Source organism: Curtobacterium sp. ER1/6 (assembly GCF_001742745.1).
GTDB classification, from domain to species: domain Bacteria; phylum Actinomycetota; class Actinomycetes; order Actinomycetales; family Microbacteriaceae; genus Curtobacterium; species Curtobacterium citri.
Genome location: NZ_MJAK01000017.1, coordinates 1 through 21901 on the forward strand (window position 1 = coordinate 1; position 21901 = coordinate 21901).

The window sequence follows — 21901 nt, forward strand, 5'->3', positions numbered from 1 at the left end:
GGGGGGGGGGGGGGGGGGGGGGGAGCCGTGCCTCCCGGCCGGGCGCGCAGTGGAACAAGCGCAACCCGTACCCGGCGCGGCTCGTCGAGAACCGACTGCTCTCCTCACCCGGCAGCGCGAAGGAGATCCGGCACCTCGAGTTCGACCTCGGCGACTCCGGGATCACGTACGCCGCCGGTGACGCCCTCGCCGTCGTGCCGCACAACGACCCGGCGCTCGTCGACCGGCTGCTCGAGCACCTCGGTGCCGACGGCTCCGCGCTGTTCGACGGGCGGCCGCTGACCGACGTCCTGCGCGTGGACCGGGAGATCCGGACGCCGTCGAAGGACCTCGTCGCCGACCTGGTGCAGCGCGCGCCCGCGTCGGAGCTCGCGGCCGTCGTCGCCCACGGCGACAAGCAGGAGCTCGACCGGTGGCTCTGGGGCCGCGACGTCCTCGACCTGCTCCGGGACGCCGGCGACGCCGCCCCGTCGCTCGACGAGCTGCTGCCGAACCTCCGCGGCCTGCAGGCGCGGCAGTACTCGATCTCGTCGAGTCCACTCGCGCACCCGGACCGGGTCCACCTGACGATCGCGAGCGTCCGGTACGGCGACGCCCGGCGCACGCACGGCGGGGTCGCCTCGACGTACCTGGCCGACCGCGTGCGCGCCGACGGTGAGGTGGGCGTCTACCTGCAGCCGAACGCGGCCTTCGGGGTCCCCGCGGACGACTCGGCGCCGATGGTCATGATCGGCCCGGGCACCGGCGTCGCACCGTTCCGCGGGTTCCTGCACGAGCGGGCCGCCTCGGGGGCGACCGGTCGCAACTGGCTGTTCTTCGGCGACCAGCACCGGGCGACCGACTTCGTGTACGAGGACGAGCTGACGGCGTTCCGCGAGTCGGGGGTGCTCGACCGGCTCGACCTGGCGTTCTCGCGGGACCAGGCCGAGAAGGTCTACGTCCAGACGCGGATGCGGGAGCAGGCCGCGGAGCTGTACCGGTGGCTCGAGGACGGGGCGTCCGTGTACGTGTGCGGTGACGCCTCCCGGATGGCGAAGGACGTCGAGCAGGCCCTGCTCGACGTCGTCGCGGGCCAGCGCGGGCGCGGTGACGACGACGCGCAGGCGTACCTGGCGGACCTGCGGCGCGGCGGGCGCTACGTCCGCGACGTGTACTGAGGCGCCGGCGGGTCCCGGTCAGGACGGGCGTACCTGGTCAGAACGGGCGTACCTGATCGACCCGAACGGCCAGGTACGCCCGATCTCACCAGGCATCGCGCGCGTGATGGGAAGGAACGGGCGCCCCGGCCGCCGGAGGGGGAACGACGGCCGGGGCGCGGGAGGGCGCACCGTCACCCGGTGACGGCCGGCGCGTCCGCATCGTCGTCGACGAAGAAGTCCGAGTACAGCGTGCACCCGTCCGGCTCGACGAGGAGGCCCCTGATCCAGACCTCGTGCCGACCGCCCGCGGCGACGACCGTCGCGACACGGTCGTCGTGCGTGCTCTCCGTCGCGGACATGCGGTCCCTCCCCCACGGTCCCTGCGTCGCGGCGCCCTGTCGCCGTCTCGGGGACGCACGGACCCGCGGTACCGGCAGGCTACGGAGACGACCCCGGCCCCGGGTACCCGTTGACCCGGGCGCCGCCGCGTGCTACTCGGTGTCGCCGGCGCTGGAGGACGGCACGCCGCCCGGCACCACGGCCTGGGACCACGCCGAGTCGTCGGCCGTGCTCGTGTCCGGCGGCTCCGGCGTCAGCACGAGCCCCGCTCCCGACGTCGCCGCGGCGTACAGGTCCTCGAGCCAGCTGCGGTTGATGGCCGGCACGCGGCTGCCGCCGAACGTGAAGCGGAGGCTGACGTTCGGGTGGAGCCAGATCGAGCTCCGGCCGTCGCCGTGCAGCACGTCGTCCTTCCACGAGAACACGAAGCGGTGGTCCCGCCGGAGCATGTTCACGATGACGATCTGCAGGTGCGTGAGTGCGCGGTCGTCGACCCGGAGGTCGAGCACCTCGCCGTCGTAGATGAGCTGACCCATGAGGATCCTTCTACACCTGACCGGTGATCGCGACCCGACCGACCGACGGACGGGAGGCGCGTGGCGACCCCGCCACGCGCCTCCCGTCCGTCCGCGACCGCGTCGGGCGGCCGCCGGTCGCTCAGTCCTGCGCCGTCGCCTCGTAGTGCCGCGCTCCGCCGCGCACCCCGGCGAACCGGTACGGCGCGGTGGTGACCCGAGGACGCTCGACGTCCACGCTCGTCGCCGCACCGGCGGCGTGCAGCTCGCGGTAGGCGTCGACGGTCAGCGGCTCGCGGGCGTCGAGCAGGGCGCGCACGCGGCCCTCGCGACGGTGGTCGCGGTGGTCGGGCCGGACGATGCCGGTGATGAGCTCCCCGACGCTGCCCGAGCCGTAGCTGAACAGGGCGATCCGCTCCCCCGCCAGGTCGTCGTCGAGGTCGAGGAGCGCCGCGAGGCCGATCCAGAGCGACGCCGTGTACGTGTTACCGGTCTGCTTGTTGTAGGTGAAGCCCACCGCGAGCTCGGACTCGTCGAAGGGCACGCCGACGTGCTGCGTGAGCTTCCGGTGCGCCTTGAGCGCCATCTTCGTGAACGGCTGGTGGTGCACGAACCGCGCGATGTCCTCGTACGCCGGGCCGCCCTGCGCGGCCAGGTCGTCCCAGGCCCCGACGAAGGCGTCGACGTAGGCGCTCACCGACAGCCGGCCGTCGACGAGTGCGGTCGACCGGTCGTTCGGCCGCCAGAAGTCGTCGACGTCGGCGGTGAAGACGCCCGCGGCCGGTTCGATCTCGACGAGGTCCGGGTCGGCGGACACCAGGATCGCGGCGGCGCCGGCGCCCTGGGTGGGCTCGGCGGCGGTGTCGACGTCGTAGCGCGCGACGTCCGCCGCGATGACGAGCACGCGCTCGTGCGGCGCGCGGGCGATGATGCCGAGGGCGAGCTGCACGGCGGCGGTCCCGCCGTAGCAGGCCTGCTTCAGCTCGACCACGCGGACGTTGTGCGGCAGGCCGAGCAGCCGGTGCACGTAGACGCCGGCGGCCTTCGACTGGTCGACGCCGGACTCGGTCGCGAAGAGCACCGTGCGGATGCCCTCGACGCCGTGGCGGTCGATGACCTCCTTCGCGGCGGCGGCACCCATCGTGACGATGTCCTCGTCGGGGGCGGGCACGCTGAAGGCGTCCTGTCCGATGCCGACGTGGTACTTGGCCGGGTCGACGCCGAGGCGCTCGGCCAGGTCGTCGAGCTCGAGCACGTGGTGGCCGGTCGCGATCGCGATGTCGTGGATGCCGATGCCGCTCATGCCGCACCTCCTGCGGGCTTGGCTCCGCGGCGCTCCATGGCGACGTGCGCCGCCATGAGCTCCCCGGGGTTGGTCTGCGCGGCGAGCAGGGACAGCTCGCCGCAGAGCACCGTCGCCGCGCACAGGGCGGCGAGGCGTCGGGCGTTGGCGCCGGGCTCACGGTCCTCGCGGCAGCCGAGGCGCACGAGGGCGTCCTCGACGACGGGCAGGTCGCCGCCCTTGCCGTTGCCGACGGTGCCGACGATGAGGTGCGGGAGCGCGGTGGAGAAGTACAGGTCGTCGCCGCGGGCCTCGGCGTAGGTGATTCCCTGCGAGCCCTCGACGATGTTCGCGGCGTCCTGTCCGGTGGCCAGGTAGAAGCCGAGCAGCATGTTCGCGTAGTGCGCGTTGGCGGAGCGCAGGGCTCCGGCGATGGTCGAGCCGACCAGGTTCTTCGCGACGTTGAGCTCGGCGATCTTCTCCGGCGTGGATCGCAGACGCTTCTCGACGATCTCGCCCGGGATGACGATCTCGGCGATCGTGTTCCGACCGCGCCCACGGATGCCGTTCACCGCGGTGGCCTTCTTGTCCGTGCAGAAGTTGCCCGAGACGCTGACGTACCGCAGCCCCGGCTCCCACGCGAGGATCGCCGGCAGCAGCTTGTCCGCCGCCTGCGTCACCATGTTGTGCCCGGACGCGTCGCCCGTGGTGAACGCGAAGCGCAGGAAGAGCAGGTCGCCGACGATCTCGGGGTGCACCTCGATGAGCTTCGCGAAGCGGCTCTGCCCGGCGACGAGCTGCTCGAGCTCGTCCTGCCGCGCCAGGATGCGGCCGGCGGCGATGTGCGCGGCGGCGGCGCTGTCGGCCTTCACCAGGACGGAGCGGGTCATGCGCTCGTCGACGACGGTCGCGACGATGCCGCCCTCGACCATCCGTGACACACGGGCACCGCGACCGACGGACGGCCACAGCGGCGACTCGTACGTGGCGAGGGGCACCTCGTGCTCGCCCTCCACGGCGTTGCCGCTCACGCGGATCGGCCCCACCCACCTCGTGGGGATCGGGGTCAGCAGGTCGGTCATTCGACGCTCCCTTCGGGTGCCTGCACCGCGACGCTGAGGTGTCTGATGTCGTGCGCCTCCCAGGCGCGGTGGATCCCGGCGAGGTCGGTGTCCGCCGGGACGAGCGCGATGCCGCAGTCGCCGCCGCCGGCACCGGACGGCTTCGCCGCCCCGCCGGCCGACTCGACCACGTCGCACAGGGTCGCGAGCCGCTCGGTCTCGATCTGCGAACCGACCGAGGTGCCGAGCCGCTGCAGGAGCGTGCGCGCACGGCGCAGGGCGTCGAGCGTCGTCGCCGCGTCGCCGGTCTGGAGGCCCGTGGTCAGGTCGTCGACGCAGGCGCGGCTGTCGTCGAGGAACGCTTGGTACCCGCCGTTGCGGTGCTTCCGGACCACGCTGACGAGCTTCGTCGTCGACGCCGGGGAGCCGGTCCAGCCGACGAGGAGCTCGAGGTCCGCCGGTGCGGGCAGGCGCTGCACGTCGAAGCCCGACCACGCGTCGGCGTCGGCCAGGACGTCGGTCACCGAGTGGTCGTCGAGCACGCCCGCGAGCCGCTCGCGGTCCGGCGCGCTGTAGCGGAGCCAGCCGCCGAACGTGCTCGCGGCGAGGTCACCGCCGGACGCCCGCGGGTTGACGCGGATGGTGGCGAGCAGGGCGACCCGGAAGCGGTCGCGCTGCGAGAGGCCGATGCCGTAGAAGCGGTCGAGCGCACCGACGGTGGCGACGGTCACGGCGGCCGACGACCCGAGCCCGAACTTCCGGCCGCTGGCGTCGTCGAGCTGGCTCTCGATCCGCAGGTCGTGGAAGCGCGGGGCGATCCCCCGCTCGGCGCGGAGCTTCTCGACCAGGTCGATCGTCGCCATCACGTAGTCGTAGGGGTGGTGCTCGCGGTCGAGCGCCAGGCCGTCCTCGTCGCGGGTCCAGGTGAGCGGGAGGTGTCCGTACTCCTCGGAGTGCACGCTGCCCGCGCCGTGTCCCTCGGCGACCCGGGCGGTGATGGCCCGGTCGAGGGCGATGAGCACGGACGGCTGCCCGGGCTCGACGACGGCGTACTCGCCCGCGACGAACAGCTTGCCGTGGGCGCGGAACTCGATCACTCGGCGGTCTCCTCCGGTCGGACGGCACCCGCTCCGGGTGCCTCCGTCCCTTCGGAGCGGACCACCCGCGCGCCTGGTCCGGTGCCCGACTCGATGACGTCGCCGAGCCCGTCCAGCGCGGCAGCGACCGTCCCGCGGTCCTCGGGCTTCGTGAGCACGACCACGTTCGGGCCGGCGTCGGCCGTGGCGTACGCCTCGGTCCCCGACGCCCGCAGCTCGGCGACCGCGTCGAACACGGCGACGCTGCGGGCGTTCAGGTAGCGGATGGGCGGGAAGGCGCCCTCGATGGTGGCGTGCATGCGGAGGGCGTTGCTCTCGGTGAGCTCGCCGATGCGGGTGAAGTCCCCCGCGGCGCAGGCGTCGAGCATCTCCCCGACGGTCTCGGTCGTCGACGTCACCCACGCCGGGTAGAACGGCGAGGTCGCGATCGTGCGCCGCATCGCCTCGCGCGATCCGATTGCCTTCTCGCCGGCGGAGATCGTCACGACGACCATGGCCATCGGCGGCGCGGGGATGCGCTCGGCGTACGAGCCCTGGTCGTCGCCGGCGTGCCAGACCGACACCCCGCCCGGGATCGACCGCGTGGCGGAGCCGGAACCGCGACGGGCCAGGCGGGAGAGGTCGCGTTCGGACAGGTCGAGTCCGTACGCGGCGGCGGCGGCCGTCGCGAGGGCTGCGAAGCCGGAGGCACTCGACGCGAGTCCCGCGCCCGTGGGCACGGTGTTCACGGTCTCGACCGCGGCGTGCGTCGTCGACCCGGCGAGGTCGCGCACGAGCTCGAGGAAGTGCTGCGCCCGGACCAGGGCGCCCTCCGGTGCCGCGGTGCCGTTGAGCACGAGGGAGTCCGCGGTGGCCGAGCCGTCGAGCGCCACGGTCGTCGTCGTCGGGAAGACGTCGAGGCCCATCGACACGCTGCCGGTCGCGGGCAGGGCGAGCTGCGCGTCGGCCTTGCCCCAGTACTTCACGAGCGCGATGTTGGGGTGCGCGACGGCGGTGGCGGTCATCAAGCGCGGGCTCCGATCGTGGTGGTCCAGGTCTCCGTCGCGCCGGCCTCGCGGAGTGCGGCGGCCACGCGGTCGGCGTGCTCCCCGTCCGCGACGAGCGCGAGGACGCATCCGCCGCGCCCACCGCCGGTGAGCTTCGCGCCGAGGGCGTCCGCACGGCGTGCGGCGTCGACGAGCCGGTCGAGGTCCGTGCTCGACACGTCGAGTTCGGAGAGCAGTTCGTGCGCGGCGTCCATCGTGGCACCGAGGGCCTGGGCATCGCCATCCACGAGCGTCCCCCGTGCGCGTCGGGCGAGGTCCCCGATCGCCGCGACGACCGCGTCGACGGCCTGCGGATCGTGGTCGTGTCGTTCGCGGACGGCGCTCACGGCCTCGCGCGTGTGGCCCGGGACGCCGGTGTCGGCGACGACGAACGTGAAGGCGGCGCCGAGCGGCACGGGCTCGACCAGGCCGTCCTCGAACCAGACGGGGACGTCCGCCACGACCCCGCGGGCGTCGAGGCCGGACGGCCGACCGTGTGCGACGCGCTCGCACTCCTGCACGAGCTCGTGGTGCTCCTCGGGGTCGAGCGTGCGCCCGAAGACGTCGGCCACGGCGGCGGTGACGGCGGCGGCGACCGCGGCGCTCGAACCCATCCCCCGCGCGGTGGGGACGGCGCTGTCGACCCGGACGTGCAGGTGCTGGTCGGGGACCCCGAGGTGGCGCAGGGTGGCGGTGACGGCCGTCACGGTCGGCAGGACGGCCGCGGGCGCGGTGTCGAGCGGCCCGGTGTGCACGGTCGACTCGAGCCGGCTGCCGGCGTCGGGCTCCACGGGCGTCGCGGTCGCCGTGACCCGGACGTCGAGCACGGGGAGCACGAGCGCGGGTACGCCGTACACCACGGCGTGCTCGCCGATCAGGATCGTCTTGCCGTGGGACGACGCGGTCCCGGTGCGGAGGGGGGTTCCGGCTCCGGGGATCGCGGTGCTGTCGGTGTCGTGGTTGGTCATCGTGGCTCGCGTCAGCCTATCCGGAGCCACCGACCCGGCGTGCGCCGCGCAGGTCGGACCCGTCCTCCGCACCTCGAGGCCGGCGACCCGCCGGCACCGGGCCGCAGTCGTCCCCCGACTCCCGGTCCGGCTGGACGCGGTCCCGGCGACCACGGCGGACCATCGACCAGACCCCCACGGAAGGCGACGATGACGCACGCGTTCGCACCACGACACCCGGAGGCGGTGCCGCTGACCGACGTGGCGACCGTCGCCGGCACCCTGCACGACGGCGACGAGCAGGTGACGGGTGTCGCGGTGTCCGCCGCCGACGTCCGACCGGGCAGCCTGTTCGCGGCGCTCCCCGGACGACGCACCCACGGCGCGGACCACGCGGCCGCCGCGGCTGCAGCGGGCGCCGCGGCCGTGCTGACCGATCCGGCCGGGGCCGCACGTGCCGGTGCGACCGGGCTGCCCGTCGTGGTCGTCGACGATCCGCGGGCGGTCCTCGGCGCGGTCGCCGCCGCGGTGTACGGCACGGCGTCCCTGCCGTTCCCCGTGTTCGGTGTCACCGGGACGAACGGCAAGACCACGACGGTCCACGTGCTCGACGCGCTCATGCGTCGACTCGGACGACGCACCGCACACAGCTCCACGGTCGACCGCCGTATCGGGGACACCGCCGTGGCGAGCGCCCTGACCACCCCGGAGGCTCCGGAGCTGCACGCGTTCCTGGCCGCCGCGGCGGAGGCGGGTGTCGAGGGCCTCGCGCTCGAGGTCAGCGCCCAGGCACTCACCCGTCGCCGGGCGGACGGCGTGGTGGTCGACGTCGCCGGGTTCACGAACCTGTCCCACGACCACCTCGACGACTACGCGGACATGGACGCCTACCTGGCCGCCAAGGCCGAGCTCTTCACGCCGGCCCACTCCCGCGCCGGGGTCGTGTCGCTCGACTCCCCCGCCGGCCGACGCATCGTCGCGACCGCCGGCGTCCCGGTGACGACCGTGACCGTGCGCCCGGACGTGACCGCCGACTGGTCCGTGCGCGTCACCGACCAGCGCCCCGACGGCACCCGTGCGGAGCTCACGGCACCCGACGGCTCGGTCGTGCCGTTCGAGGTGCCGTTGCTGGGCGTGCACGCCGCCGCGGACACCGGCCTCGCGATCGCGATGCTGGCGGTCTCCGGCGTCCCGGTGCCCGCACTGCGCACCGCCACGGCCACGCCGCTGGACGTCGAGGTGCCGGGGCGCATGGCCGACGCGTCCGCGCCCACCGGCCCGCGGGTCTGGGTCGACTTCGCGCACACCCCGGACGCCTTCGCCAAGAGCCTCGACGCAGTGCGGGCCGTGGTGTCGGGGAACGTCGCGATCGTCCTGGGTGCGGACGGCGACCGGGACCCCAGCAAGCGGCACGCCATGGGCGTCGTGGCCGCGACCTCGGCCGATGTGGTCGTCGTGGCGGACCACCACCCGCGGACCGAGGAGCCCGGACCGATCCGCGCGGCGATCCTCGCCGGGGCGCGGTCGGTCGGCTCCGGTGCGGTCGTCGTCGAGGAGCCGGATCCGGCCCGGGCGGTGCGGCTGGCGATCCGCGCCGTCGGCGACGACGGCGCCGTGTACTGGGCCGGACCGGGCCTGACGAACTACCGCGACGTCGACGGCGCACACGTGCCGTACTCGTCCTTCGACGACGCCCGCCGCGCCCTGGCCGAGGCCGGACACCCTCGGGAGGGGAGCCGCCTGGCCGCCCGCTGAGGAAGGTTGTGCGCAATCCGGTTGCGTGCAATACTGTTGGCATGCCGGTGACCGACGAGATGGTGTGCTTCTCGCTCTACGCGGCGTCCCGGGCGACGACGCAGGCGTACCGCGCGCTGCTCGAGCCCTGGGGACTCACGTACCCGCAGTACCTCGTCCTCGTCACGCTGTGGATCGAGGGCGACCAGACCGTCTCGGGCCTCGGCGACCACCTGCAGCTCGACTCGGGCACGCTCTCCCCGCTCCTCCGCCGGATGGAGCAGGCAGACCTGGTCCGCCGCGAGCGCCGGAGCACCGACGAGCGCGTCGTCACCGTGACCCTCGGCGAACGCGGGCGGTCGATCCGTCCCGAGCTGGCGCACGTCCCCGCGGCGATCGCAGCCGGCATGGGCCTGCACGACGAACGCTCGGCGCTCGAGCTCATCGCGACCCTGCAACGCCTGACCGCCACGATGCACGCAGCGGCACCGGCCCACTGACCCCCACGAAGGAAGGAAGGACCCCACATGGACGTCCTCTACACCGCAGAAGCGCTCTCCACGGGCGAGGGCCGCAACGGCCACGTCGCCACCAGCGACGGTCGCGTCGACCTCGACATGGCGATCCCGAAGGACATGGGCGGCTCCGGCAACGGCGCGAACCCCGAGCAGCTCTTCGCCGCCGGCTACGCCGCGTGCTTCCACTCCGCACTGCAGGGCGTCGCACGTGCGCAGAAGGTCAAGGTCACCGACTCGTCCGTCGGCGGCCGCGTGCAGATCGGCCCGAACGGCCAGGGCGGCTTCCAGCTCGCCGTCATGCTCGAGGTCGTCATCCCCGGCATGGAGCACGACCAGGCGCAGGCCCTCGCGGACGCCGCGCACCAGGTCTGCCCGTACTCGAACGCCACGCGCGGCAACATCGACGTCACCATCGTCGTCTCGGAGGACTGACCCGTGACCGACACCACCCCCACCACCATGCGCGCCGTCGTCCACGAGACCTTCGGTGAGCCCGCCGACGTCCTGACCGTGGCCGAGCGCCCGGTCCCGCAGCCGGGCCCCGGGCAGGTGCTCGTCCGCACCGTGCTCTCCCCGATCCACAACCACGACCTGTGGACCATCCGCGGCACATACGGCTTCAAGCCGGAGCTCCCGGCCGCCAGCGGCACCGAGGCACTCGGTGTCGTCGAGGCGCTCGGCGAGGGCGTCGACCGGCTGCAGGTCGGCCAGCGCGTCGCCGGCGGTACGTTCGGCGTCTGGGCCGAGTACTACGTGGCCGACGCCGCCGGGCTCGTCCCGGTGCCGGACGCGATGCCCGACGAGGCCGCGTCGCAGCTCGTGTCGATGCCGTTCAGCGCCATCAGCCTGCTGCACTCGCTCGACCTGCACGAGGGCGACTGGATCATCCAGAACGCCGCGAACGGTGCCGTCGGCCGCATGGTCGCGCAGCTCGGGAAGGCCCGTGGCATCAACGTCATCGGCCTGGTCCGTCGCGCCGAGGGCGTCGAGGAGCTCCGCGAGCAGGGCATCGACCGCATCGTCGCCACCGACTCGGAGGGCTGGCAGGACCAGGTCCGCGAGCTCACCGGCGGCGCCCCGATCGTCGCCGGCGTCGAGTCCGTCGGCGGGAAGGCCGCCGGCGACATCGCCTCGGTCATGGGCGAGAACGGCACGCTCGTCGTCTTCGGCGCGATGGCGTCGCCGACGCTCGAGATCCCGTCGGGCAAGGTCATCTTCGGCCAGCTCACGGTGAAGGGCTTCTGGGGTGCGGTCGTCAGCAAGACCATGCCCGCCGAGCTCAAGGGCCAGCTCTTCGGCGAGCTCATCACGCGCGTGCTCGACGGCTCGCTGACGCTCCCCGTCTCGGAGACCTTCGTCTTCGAGGACGCGCGCGCCGCGGCCCGTGCCAGCGACACCGCCGGCCGCGTCGGCAAGGTGCTGCTGCGCCCGTAGCACGAGCAGCCGGACGGACGGGAGGCGCGGTGCCGGCTGGCACCGCGCCTCCCGTCCGTCGTCACATCGCTTCCTTGAGCCCCCGCCGTACCAGCCAGGCGTTCACCGGGTAGGAGCACACGAAGCCGGCCACCATCGCGAGCTGCATGGCGACCCAGAACTCGGGCGTCAGCACCCCGACCCGGCCGCCGAACAGCGACGGGAAGACCACGAACTGCCACACCGCCATCAGGCCGTACATGCCGACCTGCCACGCGGTGATGCTGAGGGTGTCCGCCTTGAGCGCGGCGACGAGCCCGTCCCGCAGGCCGAGTCCGCGCATCGGCGCGATCGACCAGTACTGGAACACGATGCCGAGCGCGAAGGCGATGACGAAGTCGACGACCCACCCGGCGACGATGCGGTCCTGGTAGAGCGTGCCGAGCCCGACGAGCGTGCCGAGCGCCGGGACCGCGACCAGCCCGAACTCCCCGACGAGGTCGCCGAGCGCACACCCCGCGCCGCAGTGACTGGTGTCGATCGCGGTCCCTGCCCAGCGCCCGTGTCCGTCGACCGTCGCGCGCCCCCGGCGCAGGTAGAAGACCAGCCAGACGACGCTGCCGAAGAGCATGGTGAGCGGCCAGACCAGCGCCATCACCCGCATGCGCGGCGGGTGCCGCACCACGTCCACCGCGACGAACACGGCACAGCCCACGGCGACCACGAGCACCAGCGCACAGACGACCGTCAAGGCCGTCGGCAGGTCGTCCACCTGCAGTTCCGCCACCGAGCGCCTCCGTCCGTCGTTGTCCCGCGACAAGTGACGAGCGTAGCGACGGATGGATGAGCGGTACCGGTGCACACGACGGACGGGAGGCCCGTGGCGGATCCGCCACGGGCCTCCCGTCCGTCGTGCGGCCGGTCTAGCGGCGCGCCTGCTTCGCGGGGACCGTGAAGATGTTGCCGGTGGTCACGCCCTCCTCGACCTCCTCGAGGGTGCGCCCACGGCTCTCGGGCACGAACCGCCAGATGAACAGGAGCGCGAGGACCCCGACGGCGGCGAAGCCGAAGAAGGTGCCCGTGATGCCGGTGGCGGCGACGATGGTCGGGAAGTACAGGCCGAGGAAGGCGTTCGCGATCCAGAGGCAGAACACCGCGATCCCCATGCCGAGCGCGCGGATCTGCGTCGGGAAGATCTCGGACAGGACGACCCACACCGCGATGTTGAGGAAGGTCTGCATCGAGCCGACGAACGCGACGACGAGGAACAGGATCACCCAGGGACGGGCGGGGTTGCCGGACACGAGCACCATCGAGGCGATCCCGATGAGGAAGTGGCAGACGGTCGTCAGCGAGAACCCGATGATGAGCGTCGTGCGGCGGTTGATGCGCTCCATGTTCGCGATGGCGATGAAGCCGCCGATCACCGCGATGACACCGGGTGCGATGTTGGCGATGAGTGCCGCCTGCTCCTGGAAGCCCGACTCGATGAGCACCGTCTGGCCGTAGTACATGATCGAGTTGATGCCGGTGAGCTGCTGCGCGACGCCGAGCCCCGCGCCGATGAGGACGATGCGGATGAGCCACTTGTTGCCGAGCAGCACCCGCCACCCGCTCTCCTGCTGGACCTTCGCCTCGATGTCGTTGGTCCGCTTGATGTCCTCGAGCTCCGCGGTCGCGCGCTCCTCGGAGCGGATCTGCGCCAGCACCGACCGAGCCTCGCCGTACCGCCCCTTCGACGCGAGCCAGCGCGGCGACTCCGGCACGCGGAGCATCCCGACGAAGAGCGCGATCGCAGGCAGGGCGCAGACGGCGAGCATGACGCGCCAGACGCCGTTGCCCTCGCCCCAGAGGCTGCCGATGACGGCGTTCACGACGAACGCGGCGAGCTGACCGATGACGATCATGAGCTCGTTCCGGCCCGAGAGCGACCCGCGGATCTCGTACGGCGCGAGTTCGGCCAGGAACACCGGCACCACGGTCGACGCCCCGCCGACCGCGAGACCGAGGAGCACCCGGCCGACGACGATGACCCCGAAGGACGGGGCGAACACACAGATCAGGGTGCCGACGAAGAACGTGACGGCGAGCAGGATGATCGTGCGGCGACGACCCCACCCGTCGGCGATCCGACCGCCGAGCATCGCCCCGATCGCGGCACCGAAGAGCAGGGAACTCGTGACCACGCCCTCGGTGATCGTCGTCAGCCCGAGCTCGTCGGTCATCGGCCGGAGGGCACCGTTGATCACGCCGGTGTCGTAGCCGAAGAGCAGGCCGCCGAAGGTCGCCACGAGGGCGAGCACGCCGAGGCGGCGGCGGTGCGGCCCCTCGCCGACCGGGGGCAGTGCGACGCTCGGTTGCGTCGGCTTGATATCGACCATTCGGATGACTCCTTCGTCGGGTGATCGCGCGTCTTCGCGTGAGCCGATCGTAACCCGAAACCATGTCCTGTCAATTGGACATTCTGACTACCTGACGTTTGGACCGGTCCACGAAACACCTGGTCAGAGCGGGAGCGCTCCAAGTGCGTCTCATGCGGTGACGTCGGCCCCGCCGCCTGCGACCCCGGGAGACGGCGGTCGCGGCGGTGCGGACCCCGGGTCAGCCGGTGGCGTCGTCGCCCCGGTCGTCCCCGAGCACGTCGCCCAACGAGGCCATCCCGGCCCCGTGGTCGGTGTACCGACGGACCGTCCGACGGGCGGCGGCTCCGGCGGCACCGCCGAGAGCGGGGTTCCGTCGCGCGGCGTCGGCCACACGTCCGGCGTGGCCGGCGGTCGACAGCAGGACGTTCGCCAGCGCCCGTGCCGCTCCCGCCTCGGGGACGCCGGTGACCGTCCAAGCGCTCCGGAGCTGCTCGTCCGGCGTCACACCGCGCCGCGTGCCCATCCGGTGCCAGTCCGACAGCGCACCCTCGGTGCGCTCGGCCGCACGCTCGACCTCGCCGGCACGGCGACGCTCGACGGCCCGGACCGCGTCGGCGGCGGCCTCGTCGGTCCCGAGGCGCCGGCCCTCGACCGCGTCGGCACGGCGACGCGCGGCCGTGTCGTCACCGCCCGCCTCGGCGATGCGCGCGGCGTGGGCGGCGGCTGCGGCGGCGAGGATGTCGTGACGGTCCATGCCTCGACGGTAGCCGCTCGGGCCGACACGTACGTCCCCGGACACACGGGCCGACCGGGCCGTCGAGACCGGGGGCGTCCCGCGCTACGCTCGACAACCGAGGGGGAATCATGATCCGAACCGTCGCGACCGGTGCTGCCGCTCTGGTCACCGTCGTCGCACTGTCCGGGTGCTCGCTGTTGCGCGGGTCCGACACGGCGCTCCCGGCGCCCTCGGACCCACCGACGGCGAGCCGCTCCGCTGCACCGACGCCCTCAGCCACGCCCGACGCGGCGTCGGAGGGTGACCTCCTCGAAGCGTCGGCCACCCCGCGCGCTCCGACCCCGGTCGCCACCGAGGCCACCGTGCCCGACCCCGTGCTCACGCCCATCCCGGCGGGCACCGTCCTGACCGAGGGCGACGTCGCCTCGCCGAAGGGCAGCATCCACTTCCACTACCGCGTCGTCGCGGACGGGGACGACACCTTCACGGCGCAGTACTCCGGCGTGACGTCGACACTGCCCGTGCCGATCGACGTCGGCTTCTTCGAGCGCGAGCGGCAGATCGGCGACGGCCTGACCTACCGCGGCGTCGGCGACGACGTCCTCGGCGGCCCGACCTCGTCGCCCCTGGCGAAGTCGGTGCCGCTCGACGGGTCCGGCGTCGACCCGTCCGGGCTCGTCACCCTCGTGGTCTCCTCGGCCGCGCAGCCCGGCCAGGCGGACGTCCCGATCGAGATCGGTGCGGACAAGGTGCTCGCGGTCGCACCGGTCCGGTGGTCGGTGCCCGCGCGGCAGACGAACGTGCACCCGGTGGACGGGGGCGCCCGCGCGAACGCCGCCGGACCGGTCACCGCGAAGACCGGCTCGGGCGCACCGCGGACCTACACGGTCGCGCGCAACGACCTGATCGGCGACGTCGCCGCCCGGTTCGGCATCAGCGTGAAGGCGCTCGTCTGGTGCAACGAGGGCGTCCAGGTCTTCGGCGACGACCAGTACCTGTACGAGGGCACGTCGCTCAACCTCGACCCGCTCGCGCGCTGACGCGCTGCGCGAGCCTCGGCTCTGCGGACGGTTTCGTGGCCCGGAGAGCGCGAAACTGTCCGCCTGGGCGAGACTCGGGCGGCGCCGCCCCGCGGCCAGCGCGACCAGACGACGGACGGGAGGCGCGGTGCCAGCCGGCACCGCGCCTCCCGTCCGTCGTGGGGGTGCGTGACTACTCGCCGCGCAGCTCCAGGTACTTGGCGATGAGTGCCTTGGTCGACGAGTCCTGCGACGCGAGCGCGTCCTGGTCACCGTCGACGGCCGGAGCGATCTGCAGCGCGAGCTGCTTGCCGAGCTCGACGCCCCACTGGTCGAACGAGTCGATGCCCCAGATGGTGCCCTCGGTGAACACGATGTGCTCGTAGAGCGCGATGAGCTGGCCGAGCACGCTCGGCGTGAGCTCCGGCGCGAGGATCGACGTCGACGGCTTGTTGCCCGTGAAGGTGCGGGCCGCGACGATCCCCTCGTCGGTGGTGCCCTCGGCGCGGACCTCGTCGGCGGTCTTGCCGAACGCGAGCGCCTTCGTCTGCGCGAAGAAGTTCGCGAGGAAGAGGGCGTGGACGTCCTGGCCTGGCTGCACGGCCTTCCCGTCGCCGGACTCGTCCTTCAGCGGACGAGCGGGCTTCGCGACCGTGATGAAGTCCGCGGGGATGAGCCGCGTGCCCTGGTGGATGAGCTGGTAGAACGCGTGCTGGCCGTTCGTGCCCGGCTCGCCCCAGAAGACCTCGCCCGTGTCGGTCGTGACCGGCGTTCCGTCCCAGCGGACGCGCTTGCCGTTCGACTCCATCGTGAGCTGCTGCAGGTACGCGGCGAAGCGGTGCAGGTACTGCGTGTAGGGCAGCACCGCGTGGCTCTGCGCGCCGAGGAAGTTCGTGTACCAGACGTTGAGCAGGCCCATGAGGACGGGGACGTTCTGCTCGAGCGGCGTGGTGCGGACGTGCTCGTCGATCGCGTGGAAGCCCGCGAGGAACTGCTGCCAGTTCTCCTTGCCGATGGCGATGACGACGCTCGTGCCGATGGCCGAGTCGACCGAGTAGCGGCCGCCCACCCAGTCCCAGAAGCCGAAGGCGTTCTCCGGGTCGATGCCGAACGCGGCGACCTTGTCGAGCGCGGTCGAGACGGCGACGAAGTGCTTCGCGACGGCGTTCGACTTCTCGTCGTCGCTCGCGTCGGTCAGGCCGAGCTCCGCCCACAGCCACTGGCGTGCCAGGCGCGCGTTCGTCAGGGTCTCGAGGGTGCCGAAGGTCTTCGACGCGACGATGAAGAGCGTGGTCTCGGGGTCGAGGTCGGCGGTCTTCTCGTAGATGTCCGCGGGGTCGATGTTCGAGACGAAGCGCGCCTCGAGCCCGGCCTGCACGTAGGGCTTGAGGGCCTCGTAGACCATGACCGGGCCGAGGTCCGAGCCACCGATGCCGATGTTGACGACGGTCTCGATGCGCTTGCCCGAGACACCCGTCCACTCACCGGAGCGGACCTTCTCGGCGAAGGCGTAGACCTTGTCGAGCGTGGCGTGCACGTCGGCGTCGACGTCCTGGCCGTCGACGACGAGCGCCGGCTCGATGCCCTCGGGACGACGGAGCGCGGTGTGCAGCACGGCGCGGTCCTCGGTGACGTTGATGTGCTCACCGGCGAGCATCGCCTGGAAGCGCTCGGCGACACCGGCGTCCTTCGCGACCTGGAGCAGCGCGGCGAGGATGTCGTCGTCGACGAGGCCCTTCGACAGGTCCACGGTCAGGTCGGCGGCCTGGAACGTGTAGCGCTCGGCACGGCCGGGGTCGCTGTCGAACCAACCGCGCAGGTCGGGGGTGAATCCGTCGGCGATGCCGGCGAGCTTCTTCCAGCCGTCGGTCGATGTGGGGTCGACGGGAGCGGATTCGGTCACTTCGGTCCTCCTGGGTACCTTCTGGACGTACTGGACCGCGGGTCACCGCAGCGCTGCGTCGCGGACCACGTCCGAGCGTAGTGCCGCGGCGGTGTCCCCGCGCACAGGGCCGCGGAGGTCGGGTCAGGGCGTGGGCGCGAAGCGGCGCAACCGCAGGCTGTTCGTCACGACGAACACCGACGAGAAGGCCATCGCCGCACCCGCGAGCACGGGGTTGAGCAACCCCGCCATGGCGAGCGGGATCGCCGCGACGTTGTACGCGAACGCCCAGAACAGGTTGCCCCGGATCGTCCGGAGGGTCGCCCGCGAGAGCCGGACCGCGTCGGCGACGACGGTCAGGCGACCGTTCACGACCGTGATGTCGCTCGCCGCGATCGCCGCGTCGGTGCCCGCACCCATGGCGATGCCGAGGTCCGCCGCCGCCAGTGCCGCGGCGTCGTTCACCCCGTCGCCGACCATCGCGACGCTGCGCCCCTCGGCCTGTAGCCGGCGGACGGTGTCGAGCTTCGACGCGGGCGTCGCCCGCGCGTGCACCTCGTCGATGCCGACCTGCGCGGCGACGGCGTGAGCAGCACCCTCGTTGTCGCCGGTGAGCAGGACGGGGCGGAGCCCGAGCGCGACGAACCGGCGCACGGCCTCCGCCGCCTCGGACTTCACGGTGTCGGCCACGACGACCGCGCCGAGCACGCCGCCGCCCCGCGCGACGAGGACCGCGGTCCCGCCGGCCGCCTCGGCCGTGGCGACCTGTGCGGCCAGCGGTTCGGGCACGGTCAGGGCCCACGCCTCCGCGAGCCACCGGGCGGTGCCGACGACGACGACCTCGCCGTCGACGACGGCCTGCACGCCGGCCCCCGGCGCTGCGGTGAACTGCTCGACGCCGGGGACCGCGAGGCCCTGCGCCCGGGCGGCTCGGACGACCGCGCGCGCGACCGGGTGCTCCGAGCCGTCCTCGGCGGCGGCCACCACGGCGAGCAGCCCGGCGTCGCGGAGACCGGCACCGGGAGCGGCCAGCACGGCGTCGACCGGCATCTCGCCGGTGGTCACCGTGCCGGTCTTGTCGAGCACGACGGTGTCCACACCGCGCGTGCGTTCGAGCGCCTGCGGACCGCCGATGAGGATGCCGAGCTGCGACCCGCGCCCGGTCCCGACGAGCAGGGCGGTCGGCGTCGCGAGCCCGAGCGCGCAGGGGCAGGCGATGATGAGCGTTGCCACGGCGGCCGTGAACGCGGCGGTGAGCGAGCCGCCGACCACGAGCCACCCGACGAAGGCGAGCACCGCCAGGCCGATGACGATCGGCACGAACACCGCGGACACCCGGTCGGCCAGCCGCTGCACGGCGGCCTTGCCGGTCTGCGCGTCCTCGACGAGGCGAGCGGTGCGGGCGAGCTCGGTGTCGGCACCGACGGCCGTGACCACGACGACGATCCGACCGCCCTGGTTGATCGTCGCGCCGGTCACGTGTCCACCGGGGCCGACCTCGACCGGCACCGACTCCCCCGTCAACATGCTGCGGTCGACGGCCGACGACCCCTCGCGCACGACGCCGTCGCTCGGGATCCGCTCGCCGGGCCGCACGACGACGACGTCGCCGACGACGAGGGACGCCGCCGGCACCCGGGTCTCGACGGGACCGGTGGGGCCGTCGCGCAGGACGGACGCGTCCTTCGCGCCGAGCTCGAGCAGGGCGCGGAGGGCGGCGCCGGACTGCTGCTTCGCCCGGGCCTCCATGTAGCGACCGGCGAGGATGAACACGGTCACGGCGGCGGCGACCTCGAGGTACAGGTCGCTCGCCTCGGGGTCGGTGGCGAACCACGAGAAGGCCATGTGCATCCCGGGCCGCCCGGCGTCGCCGAGGAACAGCGCGTACAGCGACCAGCCGAACGCGGCGAGGACGCCGACGCTGACCAGCGTGTCCATGGTCGCGGCACCGTGCCGTGCGTTCACCCACGCGGCCCGGTGGAAGGGCAGGGCGCCCCAGACCGCGACCGGGGCCGCGAGGGCGAGCGCCGCCCACTGCCAGTTCGGGAACTGCAGGACCGGCACCATCGACAGCAGCACGACCGGCACCGCGAGGACCGCGGACACGACGAGCCGCTGACGCAGGGGCGCGGCGGGGTCGACGGCGTCGGCCTCGTCCGTGTCGTCCGCGCCGGCCGGCGGCTGCGGCAGGCGCACCGTGGCGCCGTAGCCGGCCGCCTCGACCGCGGCGACGAGCGCGGCGGGGTCGACCGCGTCCGGGTCCGTGACGGACACCTGCGCCTGCTCGGTCGCGTAGTTCACCGTGGCGCTGACGCCCGGCAGCTTGCCGAGCTTGCGCTCGATGCGGTTCGCGCACGAGGCGCAGGTCATCCCCGTGATGTCGAGGTCGACGACGCCGTCGGTCACCGGGACACGACCTCGTACCCCGCCTCCGCGATCGCGCCGCGGAGGGCCTGGTCGTCGAGCGGGTGGTCGGCGGTCACGGTCACCGTCGAGGAGCCGCCCGGAACGAGGTCCACGGCGACGCCGGTGACGCCGTCCAGCTCGGACACCTCCTCGGTCACGCTCGTCACGCAGTGCTCGCAGGTCATCCCGGTCACGGCGATGGTCTCGGTGGTCATGGTGTTCCTTCCGGTCGGTGTGGGTCCCTGGACGTCTCGGTGACTAGGAGCGGACGAGTCGCGCGATGGCGTCGCTCGCCTCGCGCACCTTCGCGTCGGCGGCGTCCCCGCCCTCGGCGACGGCCTCCGCGACGCAGTGGCGCAGGTGGTCCTCGAGCAACGAGAGCGCGACGCGTTCGAGCGCTCGGTTCGCCGCGGAGATCTGGGTGAGGACGTCGATGCAGTAGGTCTCGTCCTCGACCATGCGCGCGATGCCGCGCACCTGCCCCTCGGCCCGACGCAACCGCTTGAGCAGGTCGTCCTTGTCGTCGATGTACCCGACGTGCGCGTGTTCCTGCATCCCGACCTCCGGTGTCGACAACAGGGTACCCCCACGGGGTATTCCGGGTGGCACTGCACCGGTGATCCGTGACGGACGGGAGGCAGGCAGCCGGGCCCGCCACGCGCCTCCCGTCCGTCGCCCCCTCCACTCGGGGGCGGTGCGCTTAGCGGACAGGGCTGGCATGATGCGCAGATGGGCTCCTCGACGACGCACGGCTTCCGCCGGCTGCGCTTCACCGAGGACGACGGCGTCGACTACGCGCGCATCTTCTCGGCCGAGGTGAACGGCCGCGACCTCGGGTCCGACACCTTCGTGACCGACGGCACGCGGTACGAGTACACGATCGTCGGCGACGAGGACGTCACGCTCCGCACCATGCGCTCCGAGAACGGTCGCCGCGGCGGGGTCATCGCGCCGCGGACCGACCACGTCGTCTTCTGGCTCACCCGGGGCCGACTCGAGATGCACTTCGCCGACCGCACCCGCGTGATCGAGCCGGGCAGCCCCTACATCGCCTCGGCTTCCGAGGCGTACCGGTTCGTGTCCGCGGACACGGTCTACAACGGACTGCACCTGGCGGACCCGTTCCTGCGGTCCGTCGGCGAGGAGCTCGGCTACCGCCTGCCGGACGGACCGCTCCTGTTCGACCAGCAGGACGCCACGGTCGCGCAGCGCGAACCCCTTCGACGCCTCGTGCAGGACCTCGCCCCGGCGCTGCTCGACGACCGGGTGGTCGGACCGATGCGCACCGCGCTCAACCGTCGGCTGGCCGTCGTGGTGCTCGACACCTTCCCGATCCGCAACCGCGGCGAGGACGTCCCCGTCGCGAACCGGCTGCGGGACGCCATCCGGTACATCGAGGCGCACGCCGACGACCGGCCGTCCGTCCCGGAGATCGCCGAGGCGTCCGGGCTCAGCCAGCGCGGACTGCAGGACGTGTTCGCCCGGACGCTCGGCACGACGCCGAACCGGTTCCTCCGGGACCACCGGCTCGACTGCGTCCGCCGCGAGCTGCTCCGTGCGGTCGGCGACGACGGCGTCACCCCGGTCGCGCGACGATGGGGGTTCACCAACCCCGGTCGGTTCGCCGCCGCCTACCGGGACCGGTTCGGCGAGGACCCGGCCGCGACCCTGCGGGCCTCGCGGGCTGCGCGTCCGGAGTCCGGACGGACGTCCTGGCGCGTCCGTCGGGCACTCGCGCACATCGAGGCGCACGCGGGTGGCGACCTCACGGTCGAGCAGATCGCCGAGGCAGCCGGCGTGCGTCCCCGGCGTCTGCAGCAGCTCTTCCAGGAGGAGTGCGGGCAGTCGCCGATGGCCGTCGTCCGTGCCGCACGGGACGCTGCGTCGCGCAACACGACGGCCGGTTCCAGCGTCCGGCGCTGAACCGGCTCGATCCGGGGTACACCGAGAACCGCCGTTCTGGCACCTTTCCTGGAAGACCGCTGGAACCCGTGACGGTCGCGTGACGAACGTCGGTGTCACCCCGTCTCATCCGTGAACAGCAACCGCTGGGAACGTGTCCCGGCGGGTCTCGAAGGGAGCAACCAATGGCTGACACCACCACCACCCCCGCGACCACCGCGGCCGCCACCCGTTCCACGGGCACCATCAGCACCACGAGCAGCAACGCCTCGGGCACTGCGGGCAAGACCACGATCGATGACACGGTCGTGTCGAAGGTCGCCGGGATCGCTGCCCGTGAGGTGAACGGTGTGCACTCGCTCGGTGGTGGTGCTGCTCGTGCGATCGGTGCGCTGCGTGACGCGATCGGGCAGCGTGACCACGGTCAGGGTGTCAAGGTCGAGGTCGGCGAGAAGCAGGTCGCCGCTGACATCACGATCGTCGCGGAGTACCCGGTGTCGCTGCAGCAGGTCGCGGACGGGGG

The 21901-nt window shown here is 72.9% G+C and carries 22 protein-coding genes; 8 read left to right on the plus strand and 14 right to left on the minus strand.

Features of this window, described 5'->3' with window-relative positions:
• The coding region (locus Cus16_RS15590) for a sulfite reductase subunit alpha (protein ID WP_141719028.1) at positions 1 to 1157 on the plus strand (1157 nt) is incomplete at its 5' end.
• Between the two features lie 173 nt (positions 1158 to 1330).
• On the opposite strand, the gene Cus16_RS16770 is transcribed toward Cus16_RS15590, so the two are convergent.
• The 7 genes from Cus16_RS16770 to mvk form a co-directional block, all read right to left on the minus strand.
• The gene (locus Cus16_RS16770) at positions 1331 to 1498 is read right to left on the minus strand and encodes a hypothetical protein (protein ID WP_189319619.1); all 168 of its coding nucleotides are present in this window, start codon (positions 1496 to 1498) and stop codon (positions 1331 to 1333) included.
• Positions 1499 to 1630: 132 nt separating this feature from the next.
• Positions 1631 to 2014, minus strand: a complete 384-nt coding sequence (locus Cus16_RS15595) for an ATP-dependent DNA ligase (protein WP_069713588.1) — start codon at positions 2012 to 2014, stop codon at positions 1631 to 1633.
• A 121-nt stretch (positions 2015 to 2135) separates the two neighbouring features.
• Positions 2136 to 3296: a hydroxymethylglutaryl-CoA synthase gene (locus Cus16_RS15600; RefSeq protein ID WP_069713589.1), complete on the minus strand. Its 1161-nt coding sequence runs from the start codon at positions 3294 to 3296 to the stop codon at positions 2136 to 2138.
• Positions 3293 to 4357 carry a hydroxymethylglutaryl-CoA reductase gene (locus tag Cus16_RS15605; protein ID WP_069713590.1) on the minus strand — a complete coding sequence of 355 codons (1065 nt, stop codon included), beginning with the start codon at positions 4355 to 4357 and terminating at the stop codon, positions 3293 to 3295. The genes Cus16_RS15600 and Cus16_RS15605 overlap by 4 nt, the downstream gene beginning before the upstream one ends.
• Entirely contained in the window at positions 4354 to 5433 is a 1080-nt protein-coding gene (locus tag Cus16_RS15610; RefSeq protein WP_069713591.1) for a phosphomevalonate kinase, read from the minus strand. Before Cus16_RS15610 ends, Cus16_RS15605 begins: the two co-directional genes overlap by 4 nt.
• Complete coding sequence (gene mvaD / locus Cus16_RS15615; RefSeq protein WP_317614868.1) at positions 5430 to 6437, minus strand: diphosphomevalonate decarboxylase; 1008 nt, start codon at positions 6435 to 6437, stop codon at positions 5430 to 5432. The genes Cus16_RS15610 and mvaD overlap by 4 nt, the downstream gene beginning before the upstream one ends.
• A complete protein-coding gene (gene mvk / locus Cus16_RS15620; protein WP_069713593.1) occupies positions 6437 to 7426 on the minus strand; it encodes a mevalonate kinase in 990 nt (329 codons plus the stop codon). Before mvk ends, mvaD begins: the two co-directional genes overlap by 1 nt.
• A 189-nt stretch (positions 7427 to 7615) precedes the next feature.
• On the opposite strand from mvk, the gene Cus16_RS15625 reads away from it, so the two are divergent.
• From Cus16_RS15625 to Cus16_RS15640, 4 genes are read left to right on the plus strand one after another with little or no spacing between them, the layout of a single operon-like run.
• The gene (locus Cus16_RS15625) at positions 7616 to 9160 is read left to right on the plus strand and encodes a Mur ligase family protein (RefSeq protein WP_069713594.1); all 1545 of its coding nucleotides are present in this window, start codon (positions 7616 to 7618) and stop codon (positions 9158 to 9160) included.
• Between the two features lie 41 nt (positions 9161 to 9201).
• Positions 9202 to 9639 carry a MarR family winged helix-turn-helix transcriptional regulator gene (locus Cus16_RS15630; protein ID WP_189319620.1) on the plus strand — a complete coding sequence of 146 codons (438 nt, stop codon included), beginning with the start codon at positions 9202 to 9204 and terminating at the stop codon, positions 9637 to 9639.
• Positions 9640 to 9666: 27 nt separating this feature from the next.
• Positions 9667 to 10089: an organic hydroperoxide resistance protein gene (locus Cus16_RS15635; RefSeq protein WP_069713595.1), complete on the plus strand. Its 423-nt coding sequence runs from the start codon at positions 9667 to 9669 to the stop codon at positions 10087 to 10089.
• Positions 10090 to 10116: 27 nt separating this feature from the next.
• Positions 10117 to 11091 carry a zinc-binding dehydrogenase gene (locus tag Cus16_RS15640; RefSeq protein ID WP_069713605.1) on the plus strand — a complete coding sequence of 325 codons (975 nt, stop codon included), beginning with the start codon at positions 10117 to 10119 and terminating at the stop codon, positions 11089 to 11091.
• A 61-nt stretch (positions 11092 to 11152) separates the two neighbouring features.
• On the opposite strand, the gene Cus16_RS15645 is transcribed toward Cus16_RS15640, so the two are convergent.
• The 3 genes from Cus16_RS15645 to Cus16_RS15655 form a co-directional block, all read right to left on the minus strand.
• Entirely contained in the window at positions 11153 to 11857 is a 705-nt protein-coding gene (locus Cus16_RS15645; RefSeq protein ID WP_223246652.1) for a DUF4396 domain-containing protein, read from the minus strand.
• Between the two features lie 136 nt (positions 11858 to 11993).
• Entirely contained in the window at positions 11994 to 13451 is a 1458-nt protein-coding gene (locus Cus16_RS15650) for a sugar porter family MFS transporter (protein ID WP_069713596.1), read from the minus strand.
• A gap of 220 nt (positions 13452 to 13671) precedes the next feature.
• Positions 13672 to 14187 carry a hypothetical protein gene (locus Cus16_RS15655; RefSeq protein ID WP_069713597.1) on the minus strand — a complete coding sequence of 172 codons (516 nt, stop codon included), beginning with the start codon at positions 14185 to 14187 and terminating at the stop codon, positions 13672 to 13674.
• Between the two features lie 110 nt (positions 14188 to 14297).
• Between Cus16_RS15655 and Cus16_RS15660 the strand changes: the two genes are divergently transcribed.
• Positions 14298 to 15209: a hypothetical protein gene (locus tag Cus16_RS15660; RefSeq protein ID WP_069713598.1), complete on the plus strand. Its 912-nt coding sequence runs from the start codon at positions 14298 to 14300 to the stop codon at positions 15207 to 15209.
• Positions 15210 to 15381: 172 nt separating this feature from the next.
• Here the strand turns inward: Cus16_RS15660 and pgi are convergent, their stop codons facing one another.
• From pgi to Cus16_RS15680, 4 genes are all read right to left on the minus strand, one after another.
• A complete protein-coding gene (gene pgi / locus Cus16_RS15665) occupies positions 15382 to 17091 on the minus strand; it encodes a glucose-6-phosphate isomerase (protein ID WP_069713599.1) in 1710 nt (569 codons plus the stop codon).
• A gap of 123 nt (positions 17092 to 17214) precedes the next feature.
• The gene (locus Cus16_RS15670) at positions 17215 to 19476 is read right to left on the minus strand and encodes a heavy metal translocating P-type ATPase (RefSeq protein ID WP_411266614.1); all 2262 of its coding nucleotides are present in this window, start codon (positions 19474 to 19476) and stop codon (positions 17215 to 17217) included.
• Complete coding sequence (locus Cus16_RS15675; RefSeq protein WP_069713600.1) at positions 19473 to 19691, minus strand: heavy-metal-associated domain-containing protein; 219 nt, start codon at positions 19689 to 19691, stop codon at positions 19473 to 19475. Before Cus16_RS15675 ends, Cus16_RS15670 begins: the two co-directional genes overlap by 4 nt.
• A gap of 43 nt (positions 19692 to 19734) precedes the next feature.
• Positions 19735 to 20031 carry a metal-sensitive transcriptional regulator gene (locus Cus16_RS15680; protein ID WP_069713601.1) on the minus strand — a complete coding sequence of 99 codons (297 nt, stop codon included), beginning with the start codon at positions 20029 to 20031 and terminating at the stop codon, positions 19735 to 19737.
• A 174-nt stretch (positions 20032 to 20205) separates the two neighbouring features.
• Here Cus16_RS15680 and Cus16_RS15685 point away from each other — a divergent pair, with 174 nt between their 5' ends.
• Both Cus16_RS15685 and Cus16_RS15690 read left to right on the plus strand, forming a co-directional pair.
• The gene (locus Cus16_RS15685) at positions 20206 to 21399 is read left to right on the plus strand and encodes an AraC family transcriptional regulator (protein ID WP_069713602.1); all 1194 of its coding nucleotides are present in this window, start codon (positions 20206 to 20208) and stop codon (positions 21397 to 21399) included.
• A 164-nt stretch (positions 21400 to 21563) separates the two neighbouring features.
• Positions 21564 to 21901: Asp23/Gls24 family envelope stress response protein (locus Cus16_RS15690; RefSeq protein WP_069713603.1), on the plus strand; the 338-nt coding region annotated here is incomplete at its 3' end.

Excerpts from the sequence above, each read along its gene's own strand:
- Cus16_RS15595 (WP_069713588.1), bottom strand. The coding sequence starts at position 2,014 with ATGGGTCAGCTCATCTACGACGGCGAGGTGCTCGACCTCCGGGTCGAC.
- Cus16_RS15655 (WP_069713597.1), bottom strand. The coding sequence starts at position 14,187 with ATGGACCGTCACGACATCCTCGCCGCCGCAGCCGCCGCCCACGCCGCG.
- Cus16_RS15640 (WP_069713605.1), top strand. The coding sequence starts at position 10,117 with ATGCGCGCCGTCGTCCACGAGACCTTCGGTGAGCCCGCCGACGTCCTG.
- Cus16_RS15675 (WP_069713600.1), bottom strand. The coding sequence starts at position 19,691 with ATGACCACCGAGACCATCGCCGTGACCGGGATGACCTGCGAGCACTGC.
- mvaD (WP_317614868.1), bottom strand. The coding sequence starts at position 6,437 with ATGACCGCCACCGCCGTCGCGCACCCCAACATCGCGCTCGTGAAGTAC.
- Cus16_RS15605 (WP_069713590.1), bottom strand. The coding sequence starts at position 4,357 with ATGACCGACCTGCTGACCCCGATCCCCACGAGGTGGGTGGGGCCGATC.
- Cus16_RS15635 (WP_069713595.1), top strand. The coding sequence starts at position 9,667 with ATGGACGTCCTCTACACCGCAGAAGCGCTCTCCACGGGCGAGGGCCGC.
- Cus16_RS16770 (WP_189319619.1), bottom strand. The coding sequence starts at position 1,498 with ATGTCCGCGACGGAGAGCACGCACGACGACCGTGTCGCGACGGTCGTC.
- Cus16_RS15660 (WP_069713598.1), top strand. The coding sequence starts at position 14,298 with ATGATCCGAACCGTCGCGACCGGTGCTGCCGCTCTGGTCACCGTCGTC.
- Cus16_RS15680 (WP_069713601.1), bottom strand. The coding sequence starts at position 20,031 with ATGCAGGAACACGCGCACGTCGGGTACATCGACGACAAGGACGACCTG.
- Cus16_RS15650 (WP_069713596.1), bottom strand. The coding sequence starts at position 13,451 with ATGGTCGATATCAAGCCGACGCAACCGAGCGTCGCACTGCCCCCGGTC.
- Cus16_RS15630 (WP_189319620.1), top strand. The coding sequence starts at position 9,202 with ATGCCGGTGACCGACGAGATGGTGTGCTTCTCGCTCTACGCGGCGTCC.
- mvk (WP_069713593.1), bottom strand. The coding sequence starts at position 7,426 with ATGACCAACCACGACACCGACAGCACCGCGATCCCCGGAGCCGGAACC.
- Cus16_RS15625 (WP_069713594.1), top strand. The coding sequence starts at position 7,616 with ATGACGCACGCGTTCGCACCACGACACCCGGAGGCGGTGCCGCTGACC.
- Cus16_RS15600 (WP_069713589.1), bottom strand. The coding sequence starts at position 3,296 with ATGAGCGGCATCGGCATCCACGACATCGCGATCGCGACCGGCCACCAC.
- Cus16_RS15685 (WP_069713602.1), top strand. The coding sequence starts at position 20,206 with ATGGGCTCCTCGACGACGCACGGCTTCCGCCGGCTGCGCTTCACCGAG.